Annotated in this window: 15 protein-coding genes; 5 read left to right on the top strand and 10 right to left on the bottom strand. The window is 30.3% G+C overall.

The features are described 5' to 3' along the window. Positions 1-28 precede the first annotated feature (28 nt). The 4 genes from JEY78_RS02145 to JEY78_RS02130 form a co-directional block, all read right to left on the bottom strand. Positions 29-3,247: a S41 family peptidase gene (locus JEY78_RS02145; protein ID WP_291846421.1), complete on the bottom strand. Its 3,219-nt coding sequence runs from the start codon at positions 3,245-3,247 to the stop codon at positions 29-31. A gap of 90 nt (positions 3,248-3,337) precedes the next feature. After that, positions 3,338-4,873 (bottom strand): YifB family Mg chelatase-like AAA ATPase, encoded by a 1,536-nt coding sequence (locus tag JEY78_RS02140; RefSeq protein WP_291846420.1) that lies wholly within the window; start codon positions 4,871-4,873, stop codon positions 3,338-3,340. Positions 4,874-4,894: 21 nt separating this feature from the next. Beyond that, positions 4,895-5,929, bottom strand: a complete 1,035-nt coding sequence (locus tag JEY78_RS02135) for a LacI family DNA-binding transcriptional regulator (RefSeq protein ID WP_291846418.1) — start codon at positions 5,927-5,929, stop codon at positions 4,895-4,897. Beyond that, on the bottom strand, positions 5,929-8,313 hold the full coding sequence (locus tag JEY78_RS02130; RefSeq protein WP_291846417.1) for a penicillin acylase family protein: 2,385 nt from the start codon (positions 8,311-8,313) through the stop codon (positions 5,929-5,931). Before JEY78_RS02130 ends, JEY78_RS02135 begins: the two co-directional genes overlap by 1 nt. A gap of 188 nt (positions 8,314-8,501) precedes the next feature. Between JEY78_RS02130 and JEY78_RS02125 the strand changes: the two genes are divergently transcribed. From JEY78_RS02125 to JEY78_RS02115, 3 genes are all read left to right on the top strand, one after another. After that, positions 8,502-8,702: a helix-turn-helix transcriptional regulator gene (locus JEY78_RS02125; protein ID WP_291846415.1), complete on the top strand. Its 201-nt coding sequence runs from the start codon at positions 8,502-8,504 to the stop codon at positions 8,700-8,702. Positions 8,703-8,774: 72 nt separating this feature from the next. Then, on the top strand, positions 8,775-10,787 hold the full coding sequence (locus tag JEY78_RS02120) for a sensor histidine kinase (RefSeq protein ID WP_291846414.1): 2,013 nt from the start codon (positions 8,775-8,777) through the stop codon (positions 10,785-10,787). Then, entirely contained in the window at positions 10,788-11,438 is a 651-nt protein-coding gene (locus tag JEY78_RS02115) for a response regulator transcription factor (protein ID WP_291846413.1), read from the top strand. Between the two features lie 71 nt (positions 11,439-11,509). On the opposite strand, the gene JEY78_RS02110 is transcribed toward JEY78_RS02115, so the two are convergent. The 6 genes from JEY78_RS02110 to lpdA all read right to left on the bottom strand — a co-directional run bounded on the left by JEY78_RS02110 (position 11,510) and on the right by lpdA (position 19,323). Next, complete coding sequence (locus tag JEY78_RS02110) at positions 11,510-12,025, bottom strand: DinB family protein (protein ID WP_291846412.1); 516 nt, start codon at positions 12,023-12,025, stop codon at positions 11,510-11,512. A gap of 3 nt (positions 12,026-12,028) precedes the next feature. Further along, entirely contained in the window at positions 12,029-14,617 is a 2,589-nt protein-coding gene (locus JEY78_RS02105) for a phosphoenolpyruvate carboxylase (RefSeq protein ID WP_291846410.1), read from the bottom strand. 99 nt (positions 14,618-14,716) lie between these two features. Beyond that, on the bottom strand, positions 14,717-15,073 hold the full coding sequence (locus JEY78_RS02100) for a hypothetical protein (protein ID WP_291846408.1): 357 nt from the start codon (positions 15,071-15,073) through the stop codon (positions 14,717-14,719). 27 nt (positions 15,074-15,100) lie between these two features. Continuing rightward, positions 15,101-16,447 (bottom strand): tRNA lysidine(34) synthetase TilS, encoded by a 1,347-nt coding sequence (gene tilS, locus JEY78_RS02095; RefSeq protein ID WP_291846406.1) that lies wholly within the window; start codon positions 16,445-16,447, stop codon positions 15,101-15,103. Between the two features lie 62 nt (positions 16,448-16,509). Continuing rightward, positions 16,510-17,814 (bottom strand): aminodeoxychorismate synthase component I, encoded by a 1,305-nt coding sequence (pabB, locus tag JEY78_RS02090; RefSeq protein WP_291846404.1) that lies wholly within the window; start codon positions 17,812-17,814, stop codon positions 16,510-16,512. A gap of 108 nt (positions 17,815-17,922) precedes the next feature. Continuing rightward, positions 17,923-19,323 carry a dihydrolipoyl dehydrogenase gene (gene lpdA, locus JEY78_RS02085; RefSeq protein WP_291846403.1) on the bottom strand — a complete coding sequence of 467 codons (1,401 nt, stop codon included), beginning with the start codon at positions 19,321-19,323 and terminating at the stop codon, positions 17,923-17,925. Between the two features lie 438 nt (positions 19,324-19,761). On the opposite strand from lpdA, the gene JEY78_RS02080 reads away from it, so the two are divergent. Both JEY78_RS02080 and JEY78_RS02075 read left to right on the top strand, forming a co-directional pair. Beyond that, a complete protein-coding gene (locus tag JEY78_RS02080) occupies positions 19,762-20,334 on the top strand; it encodes a hypothetical protein (RefSeq protein WP_291846402.1) in 573 nt (190 codons plus the stop codon). 31 nt (positions 20,335-20,365) lie between these two features. Then, the coding region (locus JEY78_RS02075) for a hypothetical protein (RefSeq protein WP_291846401.1) at positions 20,366-23,305 on the top strand (2,940 nt) is incomplete at its 3' end.

Below are 23,305 nucleotides of genomic sequence, written 5' to 3'. Positions count from 1 at the left end.
ACCCTTTTACTAGGGGAATTTTCCCCTTTTATAGTGTTTTTAGTAATTCATTCACTGCTGCCTTAAGCTGAGAATCGCTTCCTTTTGCTTTTTCATCAGGATAATTATCTATAACAACATCTGGCATTGCAGGTGTAAAATCCATATTTTTTTCTGAAGATTTAACAAACCAACCTCTAAATGGAACTCTTACATAAGATCCATCAATTAAAGTTTGGCCACCTGTAGAAATTACTGCGCCAAAAGTTGGAATTCCAACTAATTTTCCAATACCTAATTCTTTATACGCATGTGAAAATATTTCAGCATTTGAATAACTTGCCTGATTGCATATAGCTACAGAAGGTTTTGTCCAAGCAGCTAAAGGCAATCTTTCACTATAAGGATAGTAGTTTTTAAAATCTTTATGATCTTTACTTAAATCATTTGAAGCACCTCTTGGTATTGTGTAAGCGTGCTGTTTTACATTTAAAACGGCCATTAAATAATCTGTTGTCCAACCACCACCGTTGTATCTAACATCAATTACAATACCTTCTTTTCCTATACCTGCAGCAGTTAATTCTCTTTCAAATCTTTCAAAGCTTTCCCAATTCATTCCTTGAATATGAATGTATCCTAATCTTCCATTAGAATAAATATCAGTTAGGCGTTTACATTCTTTTACCCAAGCATTGTAATTATCTTCTCTTCCACTTGATTTTGGTCTAATTACAACTTCTTTTTCTTTTCCATTTGAAATAACACCTAAAATTATTTTTTCGTTGTTAGAGGCAACTAAGTGCTTGTAAATATTTTCAGAAACAGAGACTGGTTCGCCATTAACTGATAAAACAATATCTCCCAAAACAAGTTTACTACTTTCTCTATCAGCCGCAGAGTTTGGAACAACTTTAGTTATTTTTAATTGTCCGTTTGATGTTGGTTCAAATTCAACGCCTAAAATACCAGTTGTTTCTTTTTGAAGCTCTTTACGTTCTTCACCTCGATACATTCCCATATGGCTGGCATTAATTTGACCTAACATAATGTTGAAAATATATTTAAAATCTTCTCTGGTTGAAGCTTTTAAAGCCAATGGTTTGTAAGTGTTTTTTAATGCTATCCAATTTTGACCGTGATGGTTTGGATCATAAAAACGATCTTGAATGGTGTTCCAAGCTTCTTCAAAAATTTGATTAGCTTCTTCCGTATAATCAATATTCATTTTTGCAGAAAATGGTAAGCTTTCTTTTTTGGAACCAGATAGTTTAATTCTGTTTGCTTTTCCTTTGCTTAAATAATAAATAAAATCTTCTTTAGCCGTTAAAGAAATGTTTCTTGGACTGGAATTTCCAGTAGTTATTTCTTTGTTTTCTTTGCCATCCCAATTAATTTGAAACAAATCTGAAGTTACTTTAGGGTTTCCTCTTCCGCTATTACCTGTTGTGTAGTAAAAAGTTTTTCCATCTTTAGAAACGGCATTTAAATATTCTCCACCATTATAGGATGTAACTTGTTGCTGACGTTCGTGAATATCTTCAAAATCTATAATAACATCAACTACTTTTTTTTCTGATTTTTCATCTGATTTTTCATCTTTGTCTTCTTTTTTATCTTTCTTTTCTTCAGAAGTTTCGTCCCAATCTTGTTTCGTTTTTTCCCAATCTTTTTTCTGTAACCACACAAACCAAATATCGTGATCGCCATTATTTCTGTTGGAAGAAAATACTATTTTAGAACCATCATCACTCCAAATGGCATTTGAATCTGACTTTGGATGCATGGAGATATTTACAGGTTTTTTACTGTTATCTGCTTTGTGAATATAAATTTCTTCATTAAAATATAAATCACTCAAACTATACGTCACCCATTTAGAATCTGGCGACCAAGCAATGCCAGAAGGCGTGTCCCAACCATTTACCAGTGTTATTTCATTGCTTATTTTAGCCTCTTCAGAAATGTTAGCAATCATTAATTTTCCATAACCATTATTATAAGCAATTTGCTTCTTATTTGGTGCTAGTTTAATATTTGCATCACTTTCTTTACTGTTTGTAATTTGTGTAATTTTATGTTTTAAAGAAGTAAAAATATTTTTATTGGTTGCATCATTAGATGAAATGCTATAAATATTATTTGTTCCATTTCTATCAGAAACAAATAACAATGTATTATCGTTTAACCAAGTAACGTCTTCATCTTTATAGGCAGAATTTGAAACATTAATAGCCCTACTTTTATCAGGATCATTTTCAATAATAAAAATTTCACCACGAATAACTACCGCACTTAATTTACCATTTGGCGAAACTGCAATTTCCGAAGCATCTGAAGTTAAGGTTTTTCTTTCAATAGGATCAAACCTATAATCACTGTTTATTGTGATATTTATTGGAGTAACCTTTTTGGTGTTTACATTAACGGTTGAAACGTTGTCGCCAGAAACCATCACTAAATCGTTGCCGTTTTTACTTAAGCTAAAGGAATAGATTCCCATATCTTTTAAGAAAGTAATTTGTGAAATATCACCCGTTTTTTGACCATTTTCATCAATACTTACTTTATGAACATTGTATTTTCCGCTCAGTGCAGATTGAAAATACAGTGTGTTGTTATTTGCCCATTGTGGAGCTAAATCTTGTCCTTCAAAAGTTGTAATTTGATGGTATTTATCATTTTTTATATCATAAACCCAAACATCTCTATTTGCAGGTCCTTTATATGCTTCCCGTTCAATTCTGCAAGAACCTCTGGTAAAAGCTATGAATTTTTTGTTTGGAGATAACGTAGCGTCAAAGCCAACGGCATTTAGCAATCTAAAAGGTGTTCCTCCATTTGCACTCACATACTGAACCTCTGGTTCGCGTTCTAATTGAACAAACTCTCTGGCTGTTGTAAAATAAATAGTTCCATCAGAAGTAAAATCTGTTACCTGGTCATTTGAGGAATGATAAGTTATTCTTTTCGGAATTCCACCGTTAACAGAAATAGTAAAAACATCATCATTTCCAAAACGATCACTTTGGAAAGCAATTGTTTTTCCATCAGTACTCCAAATAGGATTGGTATCATATGCTTCGTGAATTGTAAGTCTTTTAAAGTTTTCCCCATTTAAATCAACAGTCCAAATATCACCTTGAAAAGTGAAAGCCATTATTTTTCCATCAGAACTTAATGATGGCGTATGAATAAGCGGATTGTTTTGTGCAAAAATTATTGAAGTTGTTAAAGCACACAGCAGTATGAGTATTTTATTTTTCATAAAGATTGATTATTTGGTGTATAATCAAATTTACACTTTTGAAATATAGTAGTTTGGTTGAATTAAATAAATTTAACAAAAATTTAAGGTTTATCCCAACCAACCCTCTCTATCTAAACTTCTGTATTGAATGGCTTCTGAAATATGTGTTGATGAAATGTTTTCAACACCCTCTAAATCTGCAATGGTTCTTGAAACTTTTAAAATTCTATCATAAGCACGCGCAGATAAATTTAAACGTTCCATAGCGTTTTTTAGTAAAGTTTTACTTTCGTCACTTAAAACACAAAATTTGCGAATTTGCTTAACACTCATTTGAGCATTGTAATGAACATTTATTAATTCTTTGAAACGTTCTGACTGAATTTCTCTTGCCTTTGTAACGCGTTCTCGTATAAGTTTACTAGGTTCTCCTAATCGCTCTTCTGAAAGCTTTTCAAAAGGAACCGGATTAACTTCAATGTGAATATCAATTCGGTCTAATAACGGTCCAGAAATTTTACTTAAATAGCGTTGCATTTCAGCAGGTGAAGAGGTTACTGGAGCATCAGGATCGTTAAAATAGCCACTAGGACTTGGGTTCATACTTGCCACTAACATAAAACTACTTGGGTAGGTTACCGTAAATCTAGCGCGGGAAATAGTGACTTCTCTATCTTCTAACGGTTGACGCATTACCTCTAAAACTGTTCTTTTAAATTCTGGTAATTCATCTAAAAATAGCACGCCATTATGCGATAATGAAATTTCACCAGGTTGTGGATATTGGCCACCACCAACTAAAGCAACATCCGAAATTGTATGATGAGGTGATCTAAATGGGCGTTGACTCATTAATCCTGAATCTTTTACTTTACCAACAACTGAATGAATTTTTGTAGTTTCCAATGCTTCTTGCAAAGTCATTGGAGGTAAAATAGATGACAATCTTTTGCTAAGCATTGTTTTTCCACTTCCTGGAGGACCCACTAAAATGATATTATGTCCACCAGCTGCGGCAATTTCCATAGATCTTTTAACAGATTCTTGCCCTTTTACATCTGCAAAATCAAACTCTGGGTTATCTAAATTTTTGTAGAATTCAGCTCTAGTATCAATGATAGTTTGTTCTAATTCAGCATCTTTGTCAAAAAAGTTAATAACTTCTGTTATGTTTTCAATTCCATAAACTTTTAACCCATTAACTATGGCAGCTTCTTTAGCATTTTGTTTTGGTAAAATAAAGCCTGTAAATCCTTCTTCCAAAGCTTTTATGGCAATAGGTAAGGCGCCTTTTATTGGTTGTAAACTTCCATCTAAAGAAAGTTCTCCCATAATAATATAGTTGCCAACTTCTTCAGATTTTATTTGGTTTGATGCTGCTAAAATACCAATAGCCAACGTTAAATCGTAAGCAGAACCTTCTTTTCTTAGGTCTGCAGGTGCCATATTTATGGTTATTTTTTTGCCGGGTAATTTGTAGCCATTATTATTTAATGCAGCTGAAATTCTGTAACTACTTTCCTTAATTGCATTGTCAGGCAAACCAACTAAATGATATCCAATTCCTTTATCAATATTTACTTCAACAATAATAGTTGTGGCCTCCACACCGAAAACGGCGCTACCAAAAATTTTAACCAACATAGCAATTTGTTTTTTTTAATTTTAAAACTTTATAAACAATTTTTTTGTTGAATCTCGTTCAACCAATTTTGTTTTAATTATTTCAGTTTTAATATCGTCAAATTCAATTTTTTCTTCAATTTTTTCTATTAATCTAGCCGCAGCAGTTTCTCCAGTGGTATGCGCAAATCTATTTACGCTTGTTAATGGAGGAGTGCTGTAACGCGATATCATCCCGTTTGTGAAACCTATTATAGAAACTTCTTCTGGGATTTTCATTTTTTTAGCATCTAATGCTTGAATAGTAATAGCTCCCGAAATTTCATCAACGGTAAAAATACCATCTACATTGTTAGTGTCTAGCATTTTAATGATTCGTTCTTTTAAATTTGTTTCATCATGTTGACGAATAATTAAATTTTCATTTATCGGGAAATCATATTTTTTAAGCGCTTTTCTATAGCCTTTAGCACTAAATTCACTAACGTTTAAGCCTTCTGAAACTGAAACTAAAGCAATGTTTTTACATCCTGATTTCATTAAAAAGCGAGTTGCTTTATAAGCGCTTTTTACGGTGTCAGTAACTACTTTGTCACAATTTATTTCGGCATGAGTTCTGTCATATAAAACAATAGGTGTTCCTTCTTCCAAAATATCATGAAAATGATCATATTTTTGAAGTTTTAAGGTTTCTTCAGACATACAGGCTATAAAACCATCAATGGTTCCATTAGATAACATTTGCATGGTATCTACCTCTTTTTTGTAGGATTCGTTGGTAATACAAGTTATAATATTGTACCCTTTTTCTGTAGTAACTTTTTCAATTCCACGCAAAACTCTGGCAAAATAGTAGGTAAGAATATTTGGAATAATTATACCAATAGTTTTGGTTTTTTTGTTTTGTAAACTTAAAGCCAATGTGTTTGGTTTATACTTATGCAACTTTGCATATTCTTGTATTTTTTTCTTGGTTTCATCACTAATTTCATAGCTATCATTTAAAGCTTTTGAAACAGTAGAAATTGAAACGTGCAGCGCTTGTGCAATTTGTTTTATGGTTATTCTCTTACTCATTATTTTGGTAAAATAGTTAGTTTAGTTGATGTTGAAATAATTTCTTCTTTATTCATTTTCATTTTTCGGAATTCTCCTTTGTTAAACATTTCAACTTGATCTTTAAAATGTTTACTAAATGGATTTCCAGATTGACCTGTTGGCAGAATACTTAAACTGTTTTCAATATCCGAAAAATCTATAATTCTTCTTGTTGAAGGTCCTGCCATAACTTTGTATAGCCCAGTGTCATCATATTCAAAAATTCTATTGTCAATAACTTCTCTAGCACCATTCATAGGAAAAGGTCCTACATTAAAATATTTTTTTAAGTAAGATATTGTCCCAATTGGGTGCGGATGCTCTAAGGTATGAACTTTTCCCCAATTCCAACCTATAATATTACTGCCAAGTTGTTTTTCTAATGAATTTATTGCTTGGGTAAAAGATTTTGTTAAAATTTCTTTTCTTGTTTCTTTTTTGTTCTTAGTATTTACGTCATCCCACCAAATTGAATGTTCTTTTTTTATTTGGGCGGCAATCATTCTTCTCATTACGTGTGTTGCATTAAGTTGGTGGAATAATTTTTCACCCAATTCATCTTCAAAAGTGTTTTTTAAATATAGGTAAATCCATTTATTATAAATTGTGGGAGCAACATTTTCTATGGTGTTAGATCCGTCCCAAAGCTGCAAAATATCAATGGCGCTTTGTTCATTTTTTGTAAATGAATTACAATCCATGATGGTTGTAAACTGCTTAATGATTTCTGAAGAAACGGCGGATGTATTATCATTAATCATTTCACTCATTGTTTCTTTTGTCCAATTATTTTTAGGCGCTAGTAATTGAACAATTCTTTTAGCTCTATCTTCTGGTAAATAATAACCAGGATATAAAATATCAGCAATACTATCTGGTTGATTGTTAGCGGAGTATACGTAATTCCAAGAAGGGTTTTCCGCCATTGGGTTCTGGTCAAAATCTAAATATGATTGAATATCATCTTCGCCAGAAGCGCCATTTAAAATAAGTTTTCTATTGGCATTAGATTTTAATTTATAGAGCTTTCCAGCTGCCCACCAAGCAATATTTCCTTCGGCATCACCATACATAATATTTAATCCTGGAGCGTGTATCATGGAAACACCTTTCTTAACATCTGCCATTTTTTTTGCTCGGGAAATGGTATACAAAGCTTCCAGCGCATCATTGTCAAATTTTGTATAAATCCAAGACATTGCTATAGGTTCTGTTTGTGTAACTGTCTCAATAGTATTGTTCATTAATGGCCCGTGATTGGTAGATTTTACTTCAACAACTACGTCATTTTCATCTTTAACTTTTATAGTTTTAGAGGTTGTTTTATAATTTAAATAGCCTTCAGAAGTTTTATATTGATTGCTATTTGTAGGATTGTTTTCTTCTTGATAAAAGTCAATGTCATCGTTTTCAAACATTGTTAAACCGTACGCGTAGTTTCTGTTATGACCCAAAAGAGGAAAGGCAATACCTGCAATATGATAGCCATACATTTCATAATTTGGAGTGGAAATATGTGCTTCGTACCAAACGGAAGGTTGTGAAAAACCAATATGAGGATCGTTGGCAAAAATCACTTTTCCATTTGCAGTTTTATTGGGCGAAACCACCCAGCTATTACTACCAATAAATGGTGGGATTGGAGTTTTTTGCAAAACTTCTGTAGCTTGAGCTATCATATTTTCTAAACTTGCTAAACTTGATTTAGAATTTTTTATAAACGTTGAATTTGGAGTACTATCTATATTTAATTCTTTCAAATAATTTTCACCTAATTTTTGTTGAATTACAGATAATAATGGATCGGTTTTTTGAGCCATTGCAAAACTAAAAGACATATATCCAAGTATATTGTACATGTCATTTAGTGTATATTTTTGTTTTTTAATACCAATTAAAGTGAACTCTATTGGTGTTGGGCCATTTTCAATAAACTGATTAACACCATTTAAATAGGCTGTACTTAGTTTGTATGTTGGGCTGTTTTTATCTAATTTTTCAATAGTTCTTTTTGAAACTTCATCAATACCTAGTTTTGCAAAAAACAGATCGTTTTTAAGCATGTCTTTGCCAAAAATCTCCGAAAGTCTGGCCGGAGCAATGCGCCTCATCAACTCCATTTGAAACAATCTATCTTGGGCATGAACGTACCCTAAGGCAGTTAAAGCATCTTCTTGGCTTTGTGCATAAATATGGGGAATTCCAAAATCATCAAAATATACAGTGGTTTCATTATCAATATTTTGCAATTTTATTTCGCCTGCATAGTTTGGTTTTAGGCTATTGAAATAAATCCAAATTGCAGCAAAAATTAGTAGTGAAATTACTACAATTGATATGAAAACCTTTTTAAGAATTCGCATTTAATATGTATGATTTTTTAGTTAGTTCAAATATAATATTTTTTATGTTACGAAACATAATAGTAAAAAATATTTGTCTAAAAGTAATAATTACTTTACATTTAATGCTTTCTTAAAAGTTTATAATAATATTATAATTATTTAGAAGTACGTTTTTAGAGTATTAAAAGCAAAATGAATAATTAGAAATGAAGAATAATATAAAGGTAGAACGCGCAATACATAATATTACACAAGCAAAATTAGCTGAAATGATAAGTGTTAGCCGTCAAACGGTAAATGCAATGGAGTTAAATAAATACGTTCCTTCAACAGTTTTAGCGTTAAAAATTTCTAAAATATTTAATAAAAGTGTAAATGAAATTTTCTTTTTAGATAAAGGAGATTAATCTAAAAAATAAATGTTATTTTTAAAACGGTATATTTAATATATAAAATCAAATATACTTTTAAAATATTTCATGAAACAGTCCCTAATAATTTATTTTTTTATTTTCAGTATTGTAATGGTTTCTCAAGAAACTAAGTTAAAAACGGAAATAGGTAACGTAAAACTCAAAGTAAAGAATTCCAAAAAAGGGGAACGTTTAAAATGGTTAGATAGTTTAACAAAACTTACCGAGTACAATTCAAATTTTAAGTATGATTCTATAGTCAGAGAAACTATTTCTTATGCTTTGCAGTTAGATTCAATTAATTTGTCAACTGTTCAAACAGCCAATCTCATCTATTATTATAACAACATTGTTAGAACTCCAGAAGAAGGGTTAGGCTTGTTTAAAAGTTTTATTGATAAAAAAGCAAAAATTAAAAATGAGAATGCATTAGCTCAGTTATACTTAAATGGTGCAGATAGTTATTATTTTTTAAATGAGTTTAATGTTGCAATAACTAATTATGGGTTGGCCAGAAAATATGCCGAACAATCTAAAAATGAAAGATTATTGGCCTTGGTGAACTTATATATGGGCTACGCATATACAGATATTGGTAATTTTTCTGATGCGTCTCTTAAATTACAAGATGCTGAATTACTTTTTCAAAAGTTAAAAGATACATTTAATATTATCAGTGCTAAAAATTCATTATCTATTTTATTCAGTCAAAATGCTTTTTATGAAGTTGCAGAACAAGAAAGAAATGAGGCTATTGTTTTAGCAAAAAAAATAAACGGTTATAGGAACCTGACAGCATTATATACCAACTCTGCAGAAGATTTTAGGAAAATTGGTAAAACCAAAGAGTGTATTTCCAGTCTTTTATTAGCTATTGAAGCTAACGAAAAATCCAACACAGATGCATATTTACGTCCAATTTTAGTGTGTAAATTAATTGTTGCATATACCGAAGATGGAAATCTTAAAGAAATTGAAAAATACCTATTGGAAATTGAAAAAAATAAATCGTTATATACAAGCAAAGACTATAATGAAGATTATTTAGAAGTTTTAAAAAATATTGCTTTTGCAAAAGGTGATTATCAAAAAGCATTAAAACTTGCAGAAGAGCATTTAGTAAAAAAAATAAGCAAAAAAAAACCGGAAGAGATTTATATTGCAGAGTTTTTTTTATCAAAAGTTTATAAAAAACTGGGAAAGACAACAGAAGCTTATTTTCATTTAAATAATTACTATGCATTAAAAGACTCCATATCAAGTGTTCAAAAAATAAATACATTAAGTTATTATCAAACTGTTTTTGAAGCCAAAAAAAGAGACTTTAAAATTGAAAATCAAGAGAAGGATATTACATTGTTGAATGAAATAAGCAAAGTGAAAACTCAAATAATGATTTTTGGTGGTGCTGGGCTTATTTCCATTTTTATATTTATTATATTATTTAGATCTAGAAACAATGCCAGAAGAGAACAAAAACTTCAGGAGTCCTTTTCGCAAAATTTAATAGCCGCACAAGAAAATGAACGTACTAGAGTAGCCAGAGAACTTCATGATAGTGTTGGACAAAAATTAATGTTATTAACCAAAAAATCTAAGATGGTTAAAAACAGTGAGCTAGTTTCACTTTCTGAAAATACATTGGAAGAATTAAGGACCATTTCCCGTGGTTTGCATCCGCCAGTAATTGAAGGTTTGGGAATTACAAATGCAATTATTTCTATGATTAATGAGGTAGATAGCCATACTAATATCTTTTTCACCAATGAAATTGAAAATATAGACAATCTGTTAACTACTGAAAACACGCTTCATTTATATAGAATTATGCAGGAAGTTTTAAGTAATATTGTAAAACATGCAAATGCAAAAGCGGCTTATATCACTATTGAAAAAAGAGAAAAAGAAATAGTGCTTATAATGAAAGATAATGGAAAAGGATTTGATTTAGAGCGAAGTAATATTATTAGTTTAGGAATGAAAACACTGAAGGAGCGTTCAAAAATAATAAAATCGAAATTAGAAATTAGTACCCAACTTAAGAAAGGAACTATCATTCAATTAGTAATTCCCATTTAAATGAAAAAAGAGAAAAATATTTCTATATTAATAGCGGATGATCATCCCATGATTTTAAAAGGCTTTTATGAAGAATTAGAATCAAATGGTTATAAAGTTATTGGGCAAGCCCAAAATGGAATTGAAGCTTTAAACCTCATATTAAAATTGGAGCCAACATTGGCAATTTTAGATATTGATATGCCTTTTTTAACAGGGCTAGAAGTAATAAAATCGGCTAAAGAAAAAAATGTGGCTACAAAATTTATCATACATTCTTTTCATAAAGAAGCCGATTATGTAATGCAAGCAAAAGCGCTTCATATTAATGGCTATTTGCTAAAAGAAGATTCCTTTACTGAAATAAAAAAGTGCATAAAAGCAGTACTTGAAAATAAAATTTATTTTAGTACTTCTTTTGAAAAAGGTTTTGTACAACATAAAAGTAAAAAGCTACAGCAGTTAAAATCATTAACGCCTTCAGAAGTAACTATTTTAAAACAAATTGCAGAACAAATTCCAACAAATTCAATTGCAGATGGATTAGGTGTTTCGGTGAGAACTGTTGAAAAACACCGTAGTAATATTATCAATAAATTAAATTTAAAAAGTGAGTTAAATTCATTATCTTCTTGGGCTATTTTAAATAAAAAAACAATTTTAACGTTGTAAATATTTTACAAAATAAAATAAAATTCGTGAAGGATAATGGAGAATTTTACAGCTATTTCTATGTGAAATATTTATAAATATTTTTCTTTAATAACCTTTAAATGATGCATTTGATGGCCAGCAATAATAAATGCTAAAGCTCTAACTGACATGTCACTACCATCAATAGATCCTGTAAATTCAAACATTTCATCTGTAAAGCTTTTCAAAAGTTGAATAGTTGAGTTTCTAACAAAAGAAAACTCAGTTAATAAATCTTCAATACTTCTATTGTTTCCATTGGAGTTTGCAACATACCAATCTTCATTAAAACCAGGTAAGTCTGTTGCGTCATTTCTGGAAAAACGTAATGCTCTATAGCTTAAAACTCGTTCGGCATCAATTATATGCTGAACAAGTTCTTTAATTGTCCATTTCCCTTCCTGATAGCTGTACATTAGTTTTTCTTCAGGTAAATGTTTAATTGTTATTAATAAATCTTCTGAAGATTTATGTAAAGTTTCAAACAAGTCTGCTGTTCCTAAAGCCTTAATATAATTTTTATAAAAAGGCGCATATTCATTTTCGTTTACTTGTAATGTTGTCATAATTTAAGCTGAATTTCTACTTGCATTAATGTTTCCAAACAAAGATCTTGTTACCATTTTTTCAAATATTTTTACTAATTCAGGATCTGCATTTTCATCTTTTGAAAGTTGTTGGATGTTAATTAATGCATATTGTTGAATTGTAATTAATGGCAATACAATATTCTCACGGATTTCAATGGAAGCTTTTCCAACTTTGTTGCTTTGCATTAATTCAGTATAATCGGCTAATTTTAAAATTAAGCGTTTTGATGTTTCATATTCTTCATGAATAATTTTCCAAAATTCTCCAAACTCTTCATCTTTCTCCATATATTGAGTTAGTTCAAAAAAGGATTTTGAAAGCGACATCATACTATTTCCTATTAAAGTTTTAAAGAAATCACAATTATTATAAAAGTGCTTTAACTTATCAAACTCACCAGTATCTTCGTATTTTTTTAAAGCAGTTCCAACACCATAAAAACCAGGGACATTTTGTTTTAACTGACTCCAAGAACCTACAAAAGGAATTGCTCTTAAATCAGAAAAATTTAGCTCATCACCGCTTGAACGTTTAGATGGGCGACTACCAATATTTGTTTTTGCGTAATATTTAAGCGTACTCATTCTTTCTAAATAAGGTAAAAATTTTGGATGATTTTTAAAATCTGAATATGCTTTGTAACTGGTTGTTGCCAAATTATCCATAATTTCAATATCATTTTTTGTCATGATATGATTTGGGTTTGTAAACAATTCATTTGCTACTCCAGCACTTAATAACTGTTCAATATTATATTGAGCTGCATCTTGTGTTCCAAAATTTGAGCTAATAGTTTGTCCTTGAACCGTTAATTGAATTTCTTCATTTTCAATAGTTGGACCTAAAGAAGCATAGAATTGATGTGTTTTTCCTCCACCACGTGCAGGAGGTCCACCACGTCCATCAAAAAAGATAACTTTTATCCCGTAATTTCTAGATATTTTAGTTAAATTTTCCTTAGCTCTAAAAATTGCCCAGTTAGCCATTAAATAACCACCATCTTTTGTTCCATCAGAAAAACCAAGCATAATGGTTTGTTTGTTTCCTCTTTCAGCTAAATGTTTCATATAAGCCTCGTTAGAATACAATTTATTCATGACACCTTCTGCATTTGTTAAATCGTTAATGGTTTCAAAGAGCGGAATAATATCTGCCGTAATATGGTGTTTAAAACCACATAAATTAAACATGGCAAAAGTTTCCATAACGTTCACAGCTTGTTGGTTATTGCTAATAATATATCTATTAGCTCCACGTTCTCCGTTACTTTCTTGTATAGATTTAACTGCGCGAATAGAACTCAAAGTTTTAGTAACCATTTCATTTTCAAAAATTGAAATATCTACAGAATCTTCTACTTTAGATAGGATTTCAATTTGCTCATCTTCAGTTAGTTCTAAATAGTTTTTAGGAAATACTGTATTCCCACTATTTATTAAAGTTGTTACTATTTCTGAAAAAACATTGTGATGTACTCTACTATCTTGTCTAATGTCTAACGTTGCAAAATGGAAACCAAATAAGTGAACTTTATTTATAAAATCATTGATTTCTTCTAAATAAAGCGATTCATGTTTGGTTATTAATGTATGTTTAATTTGCTCTAATTTCCCAATAAATTCTTCTAGAGAATACATGGTATTTAGGTCTGGATTTACACTATTATCAAATAACAATTTTTCTAAATCAGTAATTGCCTGTTCAACACCATTAAATGTCAAACGTTTCTTTAAGATACGTATATCTCTATAATAATTTTTAAGTATGGTTTGTTTTAAACGCTTTGCAACGTTTAAAGTAATTTCTGTAGTAACAAACGGATTTCCATCTCTATCTCCACCTGGCCAAAAGCCTAAGTTAATAATGTCGTTATCCATTTTTTGTCCGTCAAAAATATTACTTTGAATATAGTTGTACGTATCTGAAACAGAGTGATAAAATACATTTTCTAGATACCAAATTAAACTAACAGCCTCATCATAAGGAGAAGGTTTTACGTGTTTAAAAAACGGTGTTTTTCCTAACTGAGCTAATAATTTATTAATTAGTAATAAATCATTTTGTTCAATAGCTTCTGCTAAATCTGTAATAATTCCTAATACTGCGCCTGGATAAAATTGTGTTGGATGTGCAGTTAAAACTATTCTAACTTTAAAGTCTTCTAAATGTTTTCTAAGTGCTTCTTTTTTATTTTCTTGTGTGGCAGTTTCTTTGGTGTTTCGCATGGTTCCAACTCCATCCATGTTATTTACAATTGGAAAGGCAGCATCTTCAATAGCATCAAATAAAACTACCTGACGTTCAATGTATTGTATGAAACGAAATAATAAATTTATTTTTTCTTCTTGCGATGGATTTTGCTGATAGGCTTCAAAAAATTCTTCAACAATTTCAATAGGATTCTTTTTTTGAGCAAAACCATTTTCACAAATGTCATGAAACAGCGGTAATAAAACACCTGTTTTTGAAATAGTATCAAACGGAAGTGTCATGAAAATACTATTATAAATTTGGTATTTAGATAATACGTTTTCGTTGAATCTAGTTAGTTTTGGCTGTTTATGCATAAAATATAGTATTAATTTTGGGTGAAAAATACAAAAGGTTCATTGAATTTGTATTTTAATTATTTAAATTTAACGAAATCGTTTTTTTTTTTGATACGTTTAAAATTGGTTTTTTGAGCGAATGTTATATAAATCGGATACTTTAAAAAAGCTCCTTTGTAATTGTGCAGTTTGATACACTTTAGTATACGTTTCGTAAATATACATTGAAGGGGAATTAATGTTATAAAAAGATATGTTAAAGTTGCCTTCTTCCAAATTTTTAACAGCTAAAAACATAAATTTATACGAGGTTAAATTAAGCTTTTTATGAATGTTAAAAGTGCTAATTAAATCAGTAAATTCAGCATTATTGGTGTAAATACTTACAGGAATCGTTTTTTTTATTTCTTGTGAAAAAATAACAGAAGTAAAAAAAACAAGTATTAAAAGTAAGTTGTTTTTAGCCAGATTCATCAATTTTATTTTTTTATAAAAGTACAATTAATTCTTAATTTTAAGAACATTAGCCGTTTTTTTAGTGATTTTAAAACGGTCATCTAATCGCTTTCCAATTAACCAAACAATATCATTGTTAGAACATAGTAACCAAGTATTTTCCTTATCATTCAAAGAATATTTTTCGTCTTTAAAATATTTACTCAGTTTCTTTTTGCCATTTAAACCAATTGGGTAAAAATAATCTCCTTGTTCCCATTTTCTGATAGTTAACGGAAATTGAATTTTATCTAAATCTAAAGATATTTCATTTTCTTTTTCAAAAATAATGGTTTCAAATGCTTTATGATCCATATTAGTTGATGAAATAGGAATAGAAACTGTTTCAAAAGTAAGATGGATTGGCGTATTTATTTCTTTAGTGGTTACGTGAATTTCTTCGGGTGTGATTGCACTTAAATTATTGATTGTAGTTAAAACTAAAACATCTCTGTTTTTTAATAGTTGATGTGTTTTACTCAGTACTTTTTTACCGGTTTGTGCATCTAATAAATCTGCAATATCATTCCATTCTGTAAATCCGTAATTGTGTAAAAGTTCAAATAAATATATTTTAGGATTGCCTAGGTTTTTTAAAATTTCTATATTAAAATGTATTTCATTGTTTTTTTTTGAAATTACTTTTTTTTCAATATTTTTAATACAATCCTTAATAATTTGCTGACTTCCTTTTAAATTTTCTAACGTGTTATAAAAGGTTTCTAGTAAATTTGGATTTAATTCTTTTAAAACTGGAACTATTTTATGACGAATTTTATTTCTAAAATATTTAATAGAGGAGTTAGAACCATCTTCTCGCCAAATTAATTTCTTTTTAGTAGCATACACCAAAACCTCTTGTCTAATAAAAGGAAGCATTGGTCTAACAATTCTCCCATTAACTTCCGGAATTCCAGTTAAGCCATCTAACCCAGTTCCACGCGTTAAATTAATTAAAAATGTTTCAATTACATCGTCTTTATGATGTGCGGTAATTATATAATCTAAATTGTTTTCTGCTAAAATTTTCTCAAACCAAGTATATCTTAATTCGCGCGCTGCCATTTGGGTTGATAATCCTTTTTCTTTGGCGAATTCTTCTGTATTAAATTTAATGGTATACGTTGGTAAATTATATTTTTCACCTAATTCTTTTACAAACTCTTCATCTTTATTGCTTTCTTTTCCGCGTAGCGAAAAATTGCAATGCGCTAATGATATAGAATAGTGTAATTTACGTAATAAATGTGTTAAAACTACACTATCAATTCCTCCAGAAATTGCTATTAAAAGTTTTTTATCTTTTAAAAATGGTAGGTTGGTGTCAATATGGTTTCTTAATTCAGATTTCATAGCTTGTTAGAAATATTTTGTTTGATGCTGTTTTAAGTTCATATTTTATAGTGTAAATATACTTATTTAGCGTTTAATAACACTTGTTTCATAGCTTTTGCTTTTAGCAAACATTCTTCATATTCTTTTTCAGGCACCGATTTTGAAGTAATTGCACCGCCAACGGAATAAGAAACATATTTTTTTGAAGCATTGTACAATATACTTCTTATAATTACATTAAAATCAAAATCGCCATTCGGAGTAAAATAACCTACAGCGCCAGAGTAAATACCACGTTTTGTTTCTTCTACTGCTTCAATAATTTTCATTGCTGAAATTTTTGGAGCTCCTGTCATACTTCCCATCGGAAAAGTATCTTTAATAATATCTACTGGATGAACGGTGTTTTTTACTTTGCAAGTTACTGTTGAAATTAATTGATGCACTTGTTCAAAAGTATATACTTTGCATAATTCTTCAACCTTTACAGATCCTTTTATGGCAGCGCGGGATAAATCGTTTCTTACCAAATCCACAATCATTATATTTTCTGCACGTTCTTTTGGATTTTGTTCCAATTGATTGATTAGTTTTTCGTCCTCAATTTTAGTGGAAGCTCTTTTTTCAGTGCCTTTTATGGGTTGAGAAATCACTGTTTCTCCATCTTTTTTAAGATAGCGTTCAGGTGAAGCAGATAATAAAAATTGATTATTTAATTTTAAAAATGTAGCAAAAGGAGGTTTTGAAATTTCGTTTAAATTCTGATAAATTTCCAACGGATTTATAGTTGAATTCTCACTATAAAATTCTTGACAAAAGTTGGCTTCGTAAATATCTCCTCGGTGAATATGATTTAAAATAGTATTTAATTTATTAAAATATTCATCTTTATGGATGCGAAGTTTAATTTTTATTTGATTGTTGATTGTTGGTTGTTGGATGTTGGATGTTTGGTTGTTAATTTTTTCAAAATCTGAATGAATTTCATCATCGAAATTTGAAATGTATTTTACTTCAACAGTATTTCCTTTAATAAAAAACAATTTTTTAGGTTGAAAAAAGAACAAATCTGGAAAATCCAACCCATCAAAATTGGTTGATGATAGATTTTCAACGTCATTTTTTAAATCGTAACTTAAATAGCCAAAAATGAAATCTTTAGTGTTGGTTTGGTAATTTTTTAATTGTTGGAATGCATTTTTATAAGTGCTTTTAATCTGTGAAAACGAATCAACAGCTAAAACGGCATCAAAATTGGAATGTTTTTGTTGATAATTATTACTATCTAACCAAACGGCAACGTTAAATTGCTGCGCCCAAAGCAAAAGTTGCGATTTAAATTCAGCAATATTTTGTATTGTTATTATTTGACTGGTTCTTTGCATTGTTGCAAAAATAGACTTTTACAAAGTATTATTTATATCCGTCATTCTGAACTTGTTTCAGAATGACGAAACTTTTAAACCATTTAACTTTTCAACTTTAAACTAAAATCAACTATGTATAGCTCTATCATTTACAGCCAAACAAGCTTCTTTAAATGCTTCTGTAAAAGTTGGATGCGCGTGAGAAGAACGTGCAACATCTTCAGATGATGCTCTAAATTCCATTGCAATTACAGCTTCAGCAATCATATCTGCGGCTCTTGCACCAATCATATGTACTCCTAAAATTTCATCTGTTTCAGCATCTGCTAATACCTTTATTTGTCCGTCTAAGTCCATACTTGCTCTGGCTCTACCTAAAGCTCTCATTGCAAAAGTTCCAGATTTATAATTTACACCAACTTCTTTTAATTGTTCTTCAGTTTTACCAACTGCAGCAACTTCTGGCCAAGTATATACAACACCAGGAATTAAATTATAATCTATATGTGGTTTTTGCCCTGCAATTAATTCGGCAACAAGCATTCCTTCTTCTTCAGCTTTATGTGCTAACATAGCGCCTTTTACAACATCGCCAATGGCATAAATATTAGAAACATTAGTTTGTAAATGTTCATTGGTTTCAATTTGACCTCTTTCTGAAACTTTAATACCAACTTTTTCTAGGCCTAATCCTTCAGTAAACGGTTTTCTTCCAACTGAAATTAAGGTGTAATCTCCTTTAAATTCAACCGGATTTCCTTTTTTATCGTCAGCAATTACAATAATTTCTTTTCCCTTATTTTCAACAGAAGTTACTTTATGGCTTGTATATATTTTTAATCCTTGTTTTTTTAATGATTTTTGCAATTCTTTTGATAACATTGCATCCATTCCAGGAGTAATGTTTGGCATATATTCAATGACCGAAACATCAGATCCTAATCTGCTATAAACGGAGCCTAATTCCAGTCCAATTACACCACCACCAATTACAATTAAGTGTTTAGGTATTTCAGTTAAGCTTAAAGCCTCAGTTGAAGTAATCACTCTTTTTTTATCAATCGTAATAAACGGTAAAGAAGCTGGTTTTGAGCCGGTTGCTATAATTATTTTAGATGCTTCAATGGTTTCAGAAGTTCCATCTGCTTTTGAAATTAATATATGTGTTGTATCGGAAAAACTTCCAACACCTTGAAACATATCAATCTTATTTTTATCCATTAAATAATTAATTCCTCCAGAAGTTTGAGCAACTACTTCGTTTTTTCGAGCAATCATTTGTTGAAAATTTACACTTAAGCCAGAAACTGTAATTCCGTGCGTTTCAAAATGTTTTGTGGCATCGTAATAATGATGTGAAGAATCTAATAGTGCTTTTGAAGGAATACATCCAACATTTAAACAAGTTCCGCCAAGCGTATTATATTTTTCAATGATGGCAGTTTTCAATCCTAATTGTGCACATCTAATGGCGGCAACATATCCTCCTGGTCCAGAGCCAATAATAGCTACATCGTATTTGTTCATTGTAATCATCTTAATAATTGAATTACAAAAATAGCCTTTTTATTTGATTTCAATAATTTTGAAAAATACTTTATGAGATTTATTTTTCAATTTAATAATGATAATTATCATAAAATTATATTCTTTTAATTTATTTAAATTACCGTTTGTTCAAAAAAACATTCCGTTTGTTAAATTCTCATGAAAAAACAACTGATATATAGTGAGTTATCTGCTTTTTAATGTATATTTGCTTTAGAAATATGTATCCCCACAAATTTCATTTTTATTTTGACCCTTTATGTAAATTAATCAATTTTTTATTGAATTTATTTACAACGAAATTTTCAAAGTTGTTTAATAACAATTATTGGATGTTTTAATGGATCCAAACTTTTGAGTTGGAAATGTTTACTGAAATTTTTATTCGCCTGAATAAGATTTAAAAAATAAAAAAATATGAAAAATAAAATTACTTTGAGATATTTTAATTTAATTAACGTTAGTTTATTTGCTTTTATGTGGTTGAATGTTGTTAATGCACAAGAGGCTAAAGTGTTCGAATTATTTGAAAATGATTTTCAAATGAATGAAGTACAATCTAAGGTTCAATCAAAAAGTGCGGCATTAAAATCAAATGCAAATTCAAAGGAGGCAACAAATATTAGTCTGCAAGATTTCTTGGAATTGAATAATAATTTAAAGCCAACGGTGTATATTGATAATAATTCAGTTAAAAATATAACTGGAGTTGGTAATCCTTTAAAAGTAAAATTTAACAATACTCAACCTTTTCATAAATTAAACGAAGAAAGTTCTTTGTTTAGCTCTGTTGAGCTTATTACAATTAATCTTAAAACTTCAAGTGATTTAAAAAATGAATTTGATTTATCAAAAGTAAATCAATTTCAAAAATTGAAGTATGTATTTATAAAGTGTTATTTCGATTGTTCTGTAGATCAAATTAAACAATTTGTATTGAATCTAGAACCAGAAGTAATTGTTTATTTTACGAAGGTAAATCCTTCTTAATTTAAATTGACTAATTTAAAAAGACTAAGAAATGGAAAAAAACTACTCTAATAAATTTATCGTATCTATAAATTCATTAACTAAAATATTCATCTTGTTGCTATTTTTCGCAATGAGTTTTAATAGTTATGGGCAAGTTATAAAAACTTTTACGCCTAGAACTTCAAGTTTATCCACACCTCCTAATCAAACGCAATATACGGTTAAAGGAGATTTTACTATGTTGGGAAATACCAATTTAACATTGGTTACCTATGGTGATAATACTAGTAATTCTGAAGACATGAAGTATGTGGATGTGGATTCTGATGCTAACACATGGAATTCATCATCATCTACATTAGCATTATCTACTGAAAATGGATCGGTGCCGAGTTGTTCTAATATTATTTATGCAGGGTTATATTGGACAGGTAGAGCAGGATCCTCAAACACATTTAATGTTACTAAAAATATTCCTATAGGAGGAACTACAACTACTACAGTTACGGATACAAATCAACGTTTTTATGAAAATCAAAGTATTCCAAATACAAATTATAAACTTGTTATATCAAGATCTGGAAATAATAATAATAGAATCATAACCTATACTTTTCAGCCAATTGTAGTTACATCTGGGAATAATACGGTAGCTTTTATTTATAGACACAATAGTGGGTCTCAAACTTTACATGTTTCTGTTAATGGAGGAGCAGAATCTCCTATCTCAACAAGTTCTATTACTAGTGATGATGCGTATTTAGCTTCACCATATATAATTTTTACAGATTCAAGTTATACGTTAAAGGTTAACAGGTTAAAAAGAGACGGAAAAAATTCAGATACAGGAAGTCCTACTAGCGCTTATGTAGATGTAGCTTATAAAGTTACAGTCCCAAATACAACATCAGTAACTAAATCTTTTGATAAAACAAAAGTAAAAATTAAAGGGCCAACTGCTTCAGGTTATACCCAAATTACTGCAAATAGTGTAAGTGGTTCATCAGAAATAAATTTTCCAAGTACAGATTATGGAAGCATGTATGCTGGCTATGCTGATATTACGGATTATGTAAAGCAAAATGGTATTGGTCAATACTATGTGGCAGATATTGCTTTGTTAGAAGGTGATGGAGGAAATACTGGTTATTATGGAGGTTGGGGAATGGTAGTTGTTTATGAAAATTCTAAAATGGATTGGCGTGATATTACTGTCTTTGATGGGTATGCCTATGTTTGTGGTAGCTGTACAGCCAATTATGAAATTCCAATTACTGGAATAAATACGAAACAATTTGGAGATGTTAAGCTTAAGGTTGGGGTAATGTCGGGTGAAGGTGATAGAGGAATTCCTGGAGATTATTTTCAAATTCAAAAGCAAATAGATAATAGTTATTTAACATTAAATAATTCTGATGGTGTTGGAGATAATTATTTTAATTCGTCAATAAGTACAGGTGGAAATGCTCGTAATCCTAATTTATTAAATAATACGGGTTTAGATATAAGTATTTTTAATATTCCAAATACCGATAAATCTGTAATTAAAAATAGTCAAAACACTACAAAATTTAGATATGGAACAACACAAGATACTTACATTATTTTTAATGTAGCATTTGCTGTTGATGCATATATTCCTGAACCTGAAGGTATAATTAATGTTAGCGCGATTAATGGAGTTGCAAACCCTGCTAATTTAACTGTTTTGCCTGGTGGTGAGATAGAATATAAGCTTGAATTAAAAAATGTTGGAACGGAAGCTATTTCAAATACAAAAGTTTCAATTCCAATTCCTTTTACTTCAAATTTCGTGCCTGGTAGTATTTCATTTACACAAGCATCTGGATTTAATCCTATTTCAAACCCTATTTATGTTCCAGCTCCGTTAGGAGGAGCAACAGGATCTATAGTTTGGGATATTGGGACATTGCCAGTCCCTACTAATATTAATAACATTTTAGGAACTCTAACTTTTAAATTAAAGGCAACAACAGATTGTTCTTTATTGGTAAATTCAAGTTGTGGAACAATTGTCCCTCTTAATGGAACAATTGAAGGTCAGGGAGTTACTTCAGGTATACAATTTGATGAAGCAATTTTTCAAGGACATGTTGTGTCTGGTGTATGTGAAGGTGAGAAAATACCAACACCATTAATTGTTAATATTGATGCTGCTGCATTTGTAAATGCTAATTGTGGCGGTCAAACTCCAATCAGAGATTTTTACGTTTGTAATGGTTCTGTAACATCAATAAATATTTCAGAAGTTTCAGGTGAATTTCCTGTTGGAACTCGTTTTTATAATGAGTATCCAGTTACAAATTCATCGATAGAGTATACTTCCTCTAACCCGTTTCCTTTAAGTACTGCAACTTATTTTGCAATACCTCCAGGAACTTCAATTTGTTATTATGAATTTAGGATAGGGATATCAGCAACACCAGATGTTCCTTTGGCTACAGTAACAACCCAGCCAACTTGTTCTGTTACTACAGGAAGTTTTACAATTACTAATTATAACGCAAATTATACTTATACAATCACTCCTTCAACAAATGTTGTGCAAAATGGAGCTGTTGTTATTGCTCCTTCAGGAACTTATACAGTTACAGCAAAATTAAATAATTGCACATCGGGTAATTCACAAAATATAGTTATTAATGCTGTACCATTACCACCAACGGCAGATGCAGGGTCCGATGTAACGATTAACTGTACGACACCAAGTACGACATTAACAGCTACAGGCGGGGTAAGTTATTCTTGGAGTCCAGCAATAGGATTAAGCGCAACGAATGTTGCCAATCCAACAGCTGAACCAACAGCAACAACAACGTATACAGTAACTGTAACAGGATCGAATGGATGTACTGATACCGATGAGGTAACGGTCACTGTAGACAAAACAGCACCAACGGCAGATGCAGGGTCCGATGTAACGATTAACTGTACGACACCAAGTACGACATTAACAGCTACAGGCGGG

This window comes from Lutibacter sp. (genome assembly GCF_016342705.1).
In the GTDB taxonomy this organism is placed as follows: Bacteria; Bacteroidota; Bacteroidia; order Flavobacteriales; family Flavobacteriaceae; genus Lutibacter.
The sequence above is the reverse complement of the archived record's forward strand: the minus strand, read 5'-3'. Positions and strand labels throughout refer to the sequence as shown.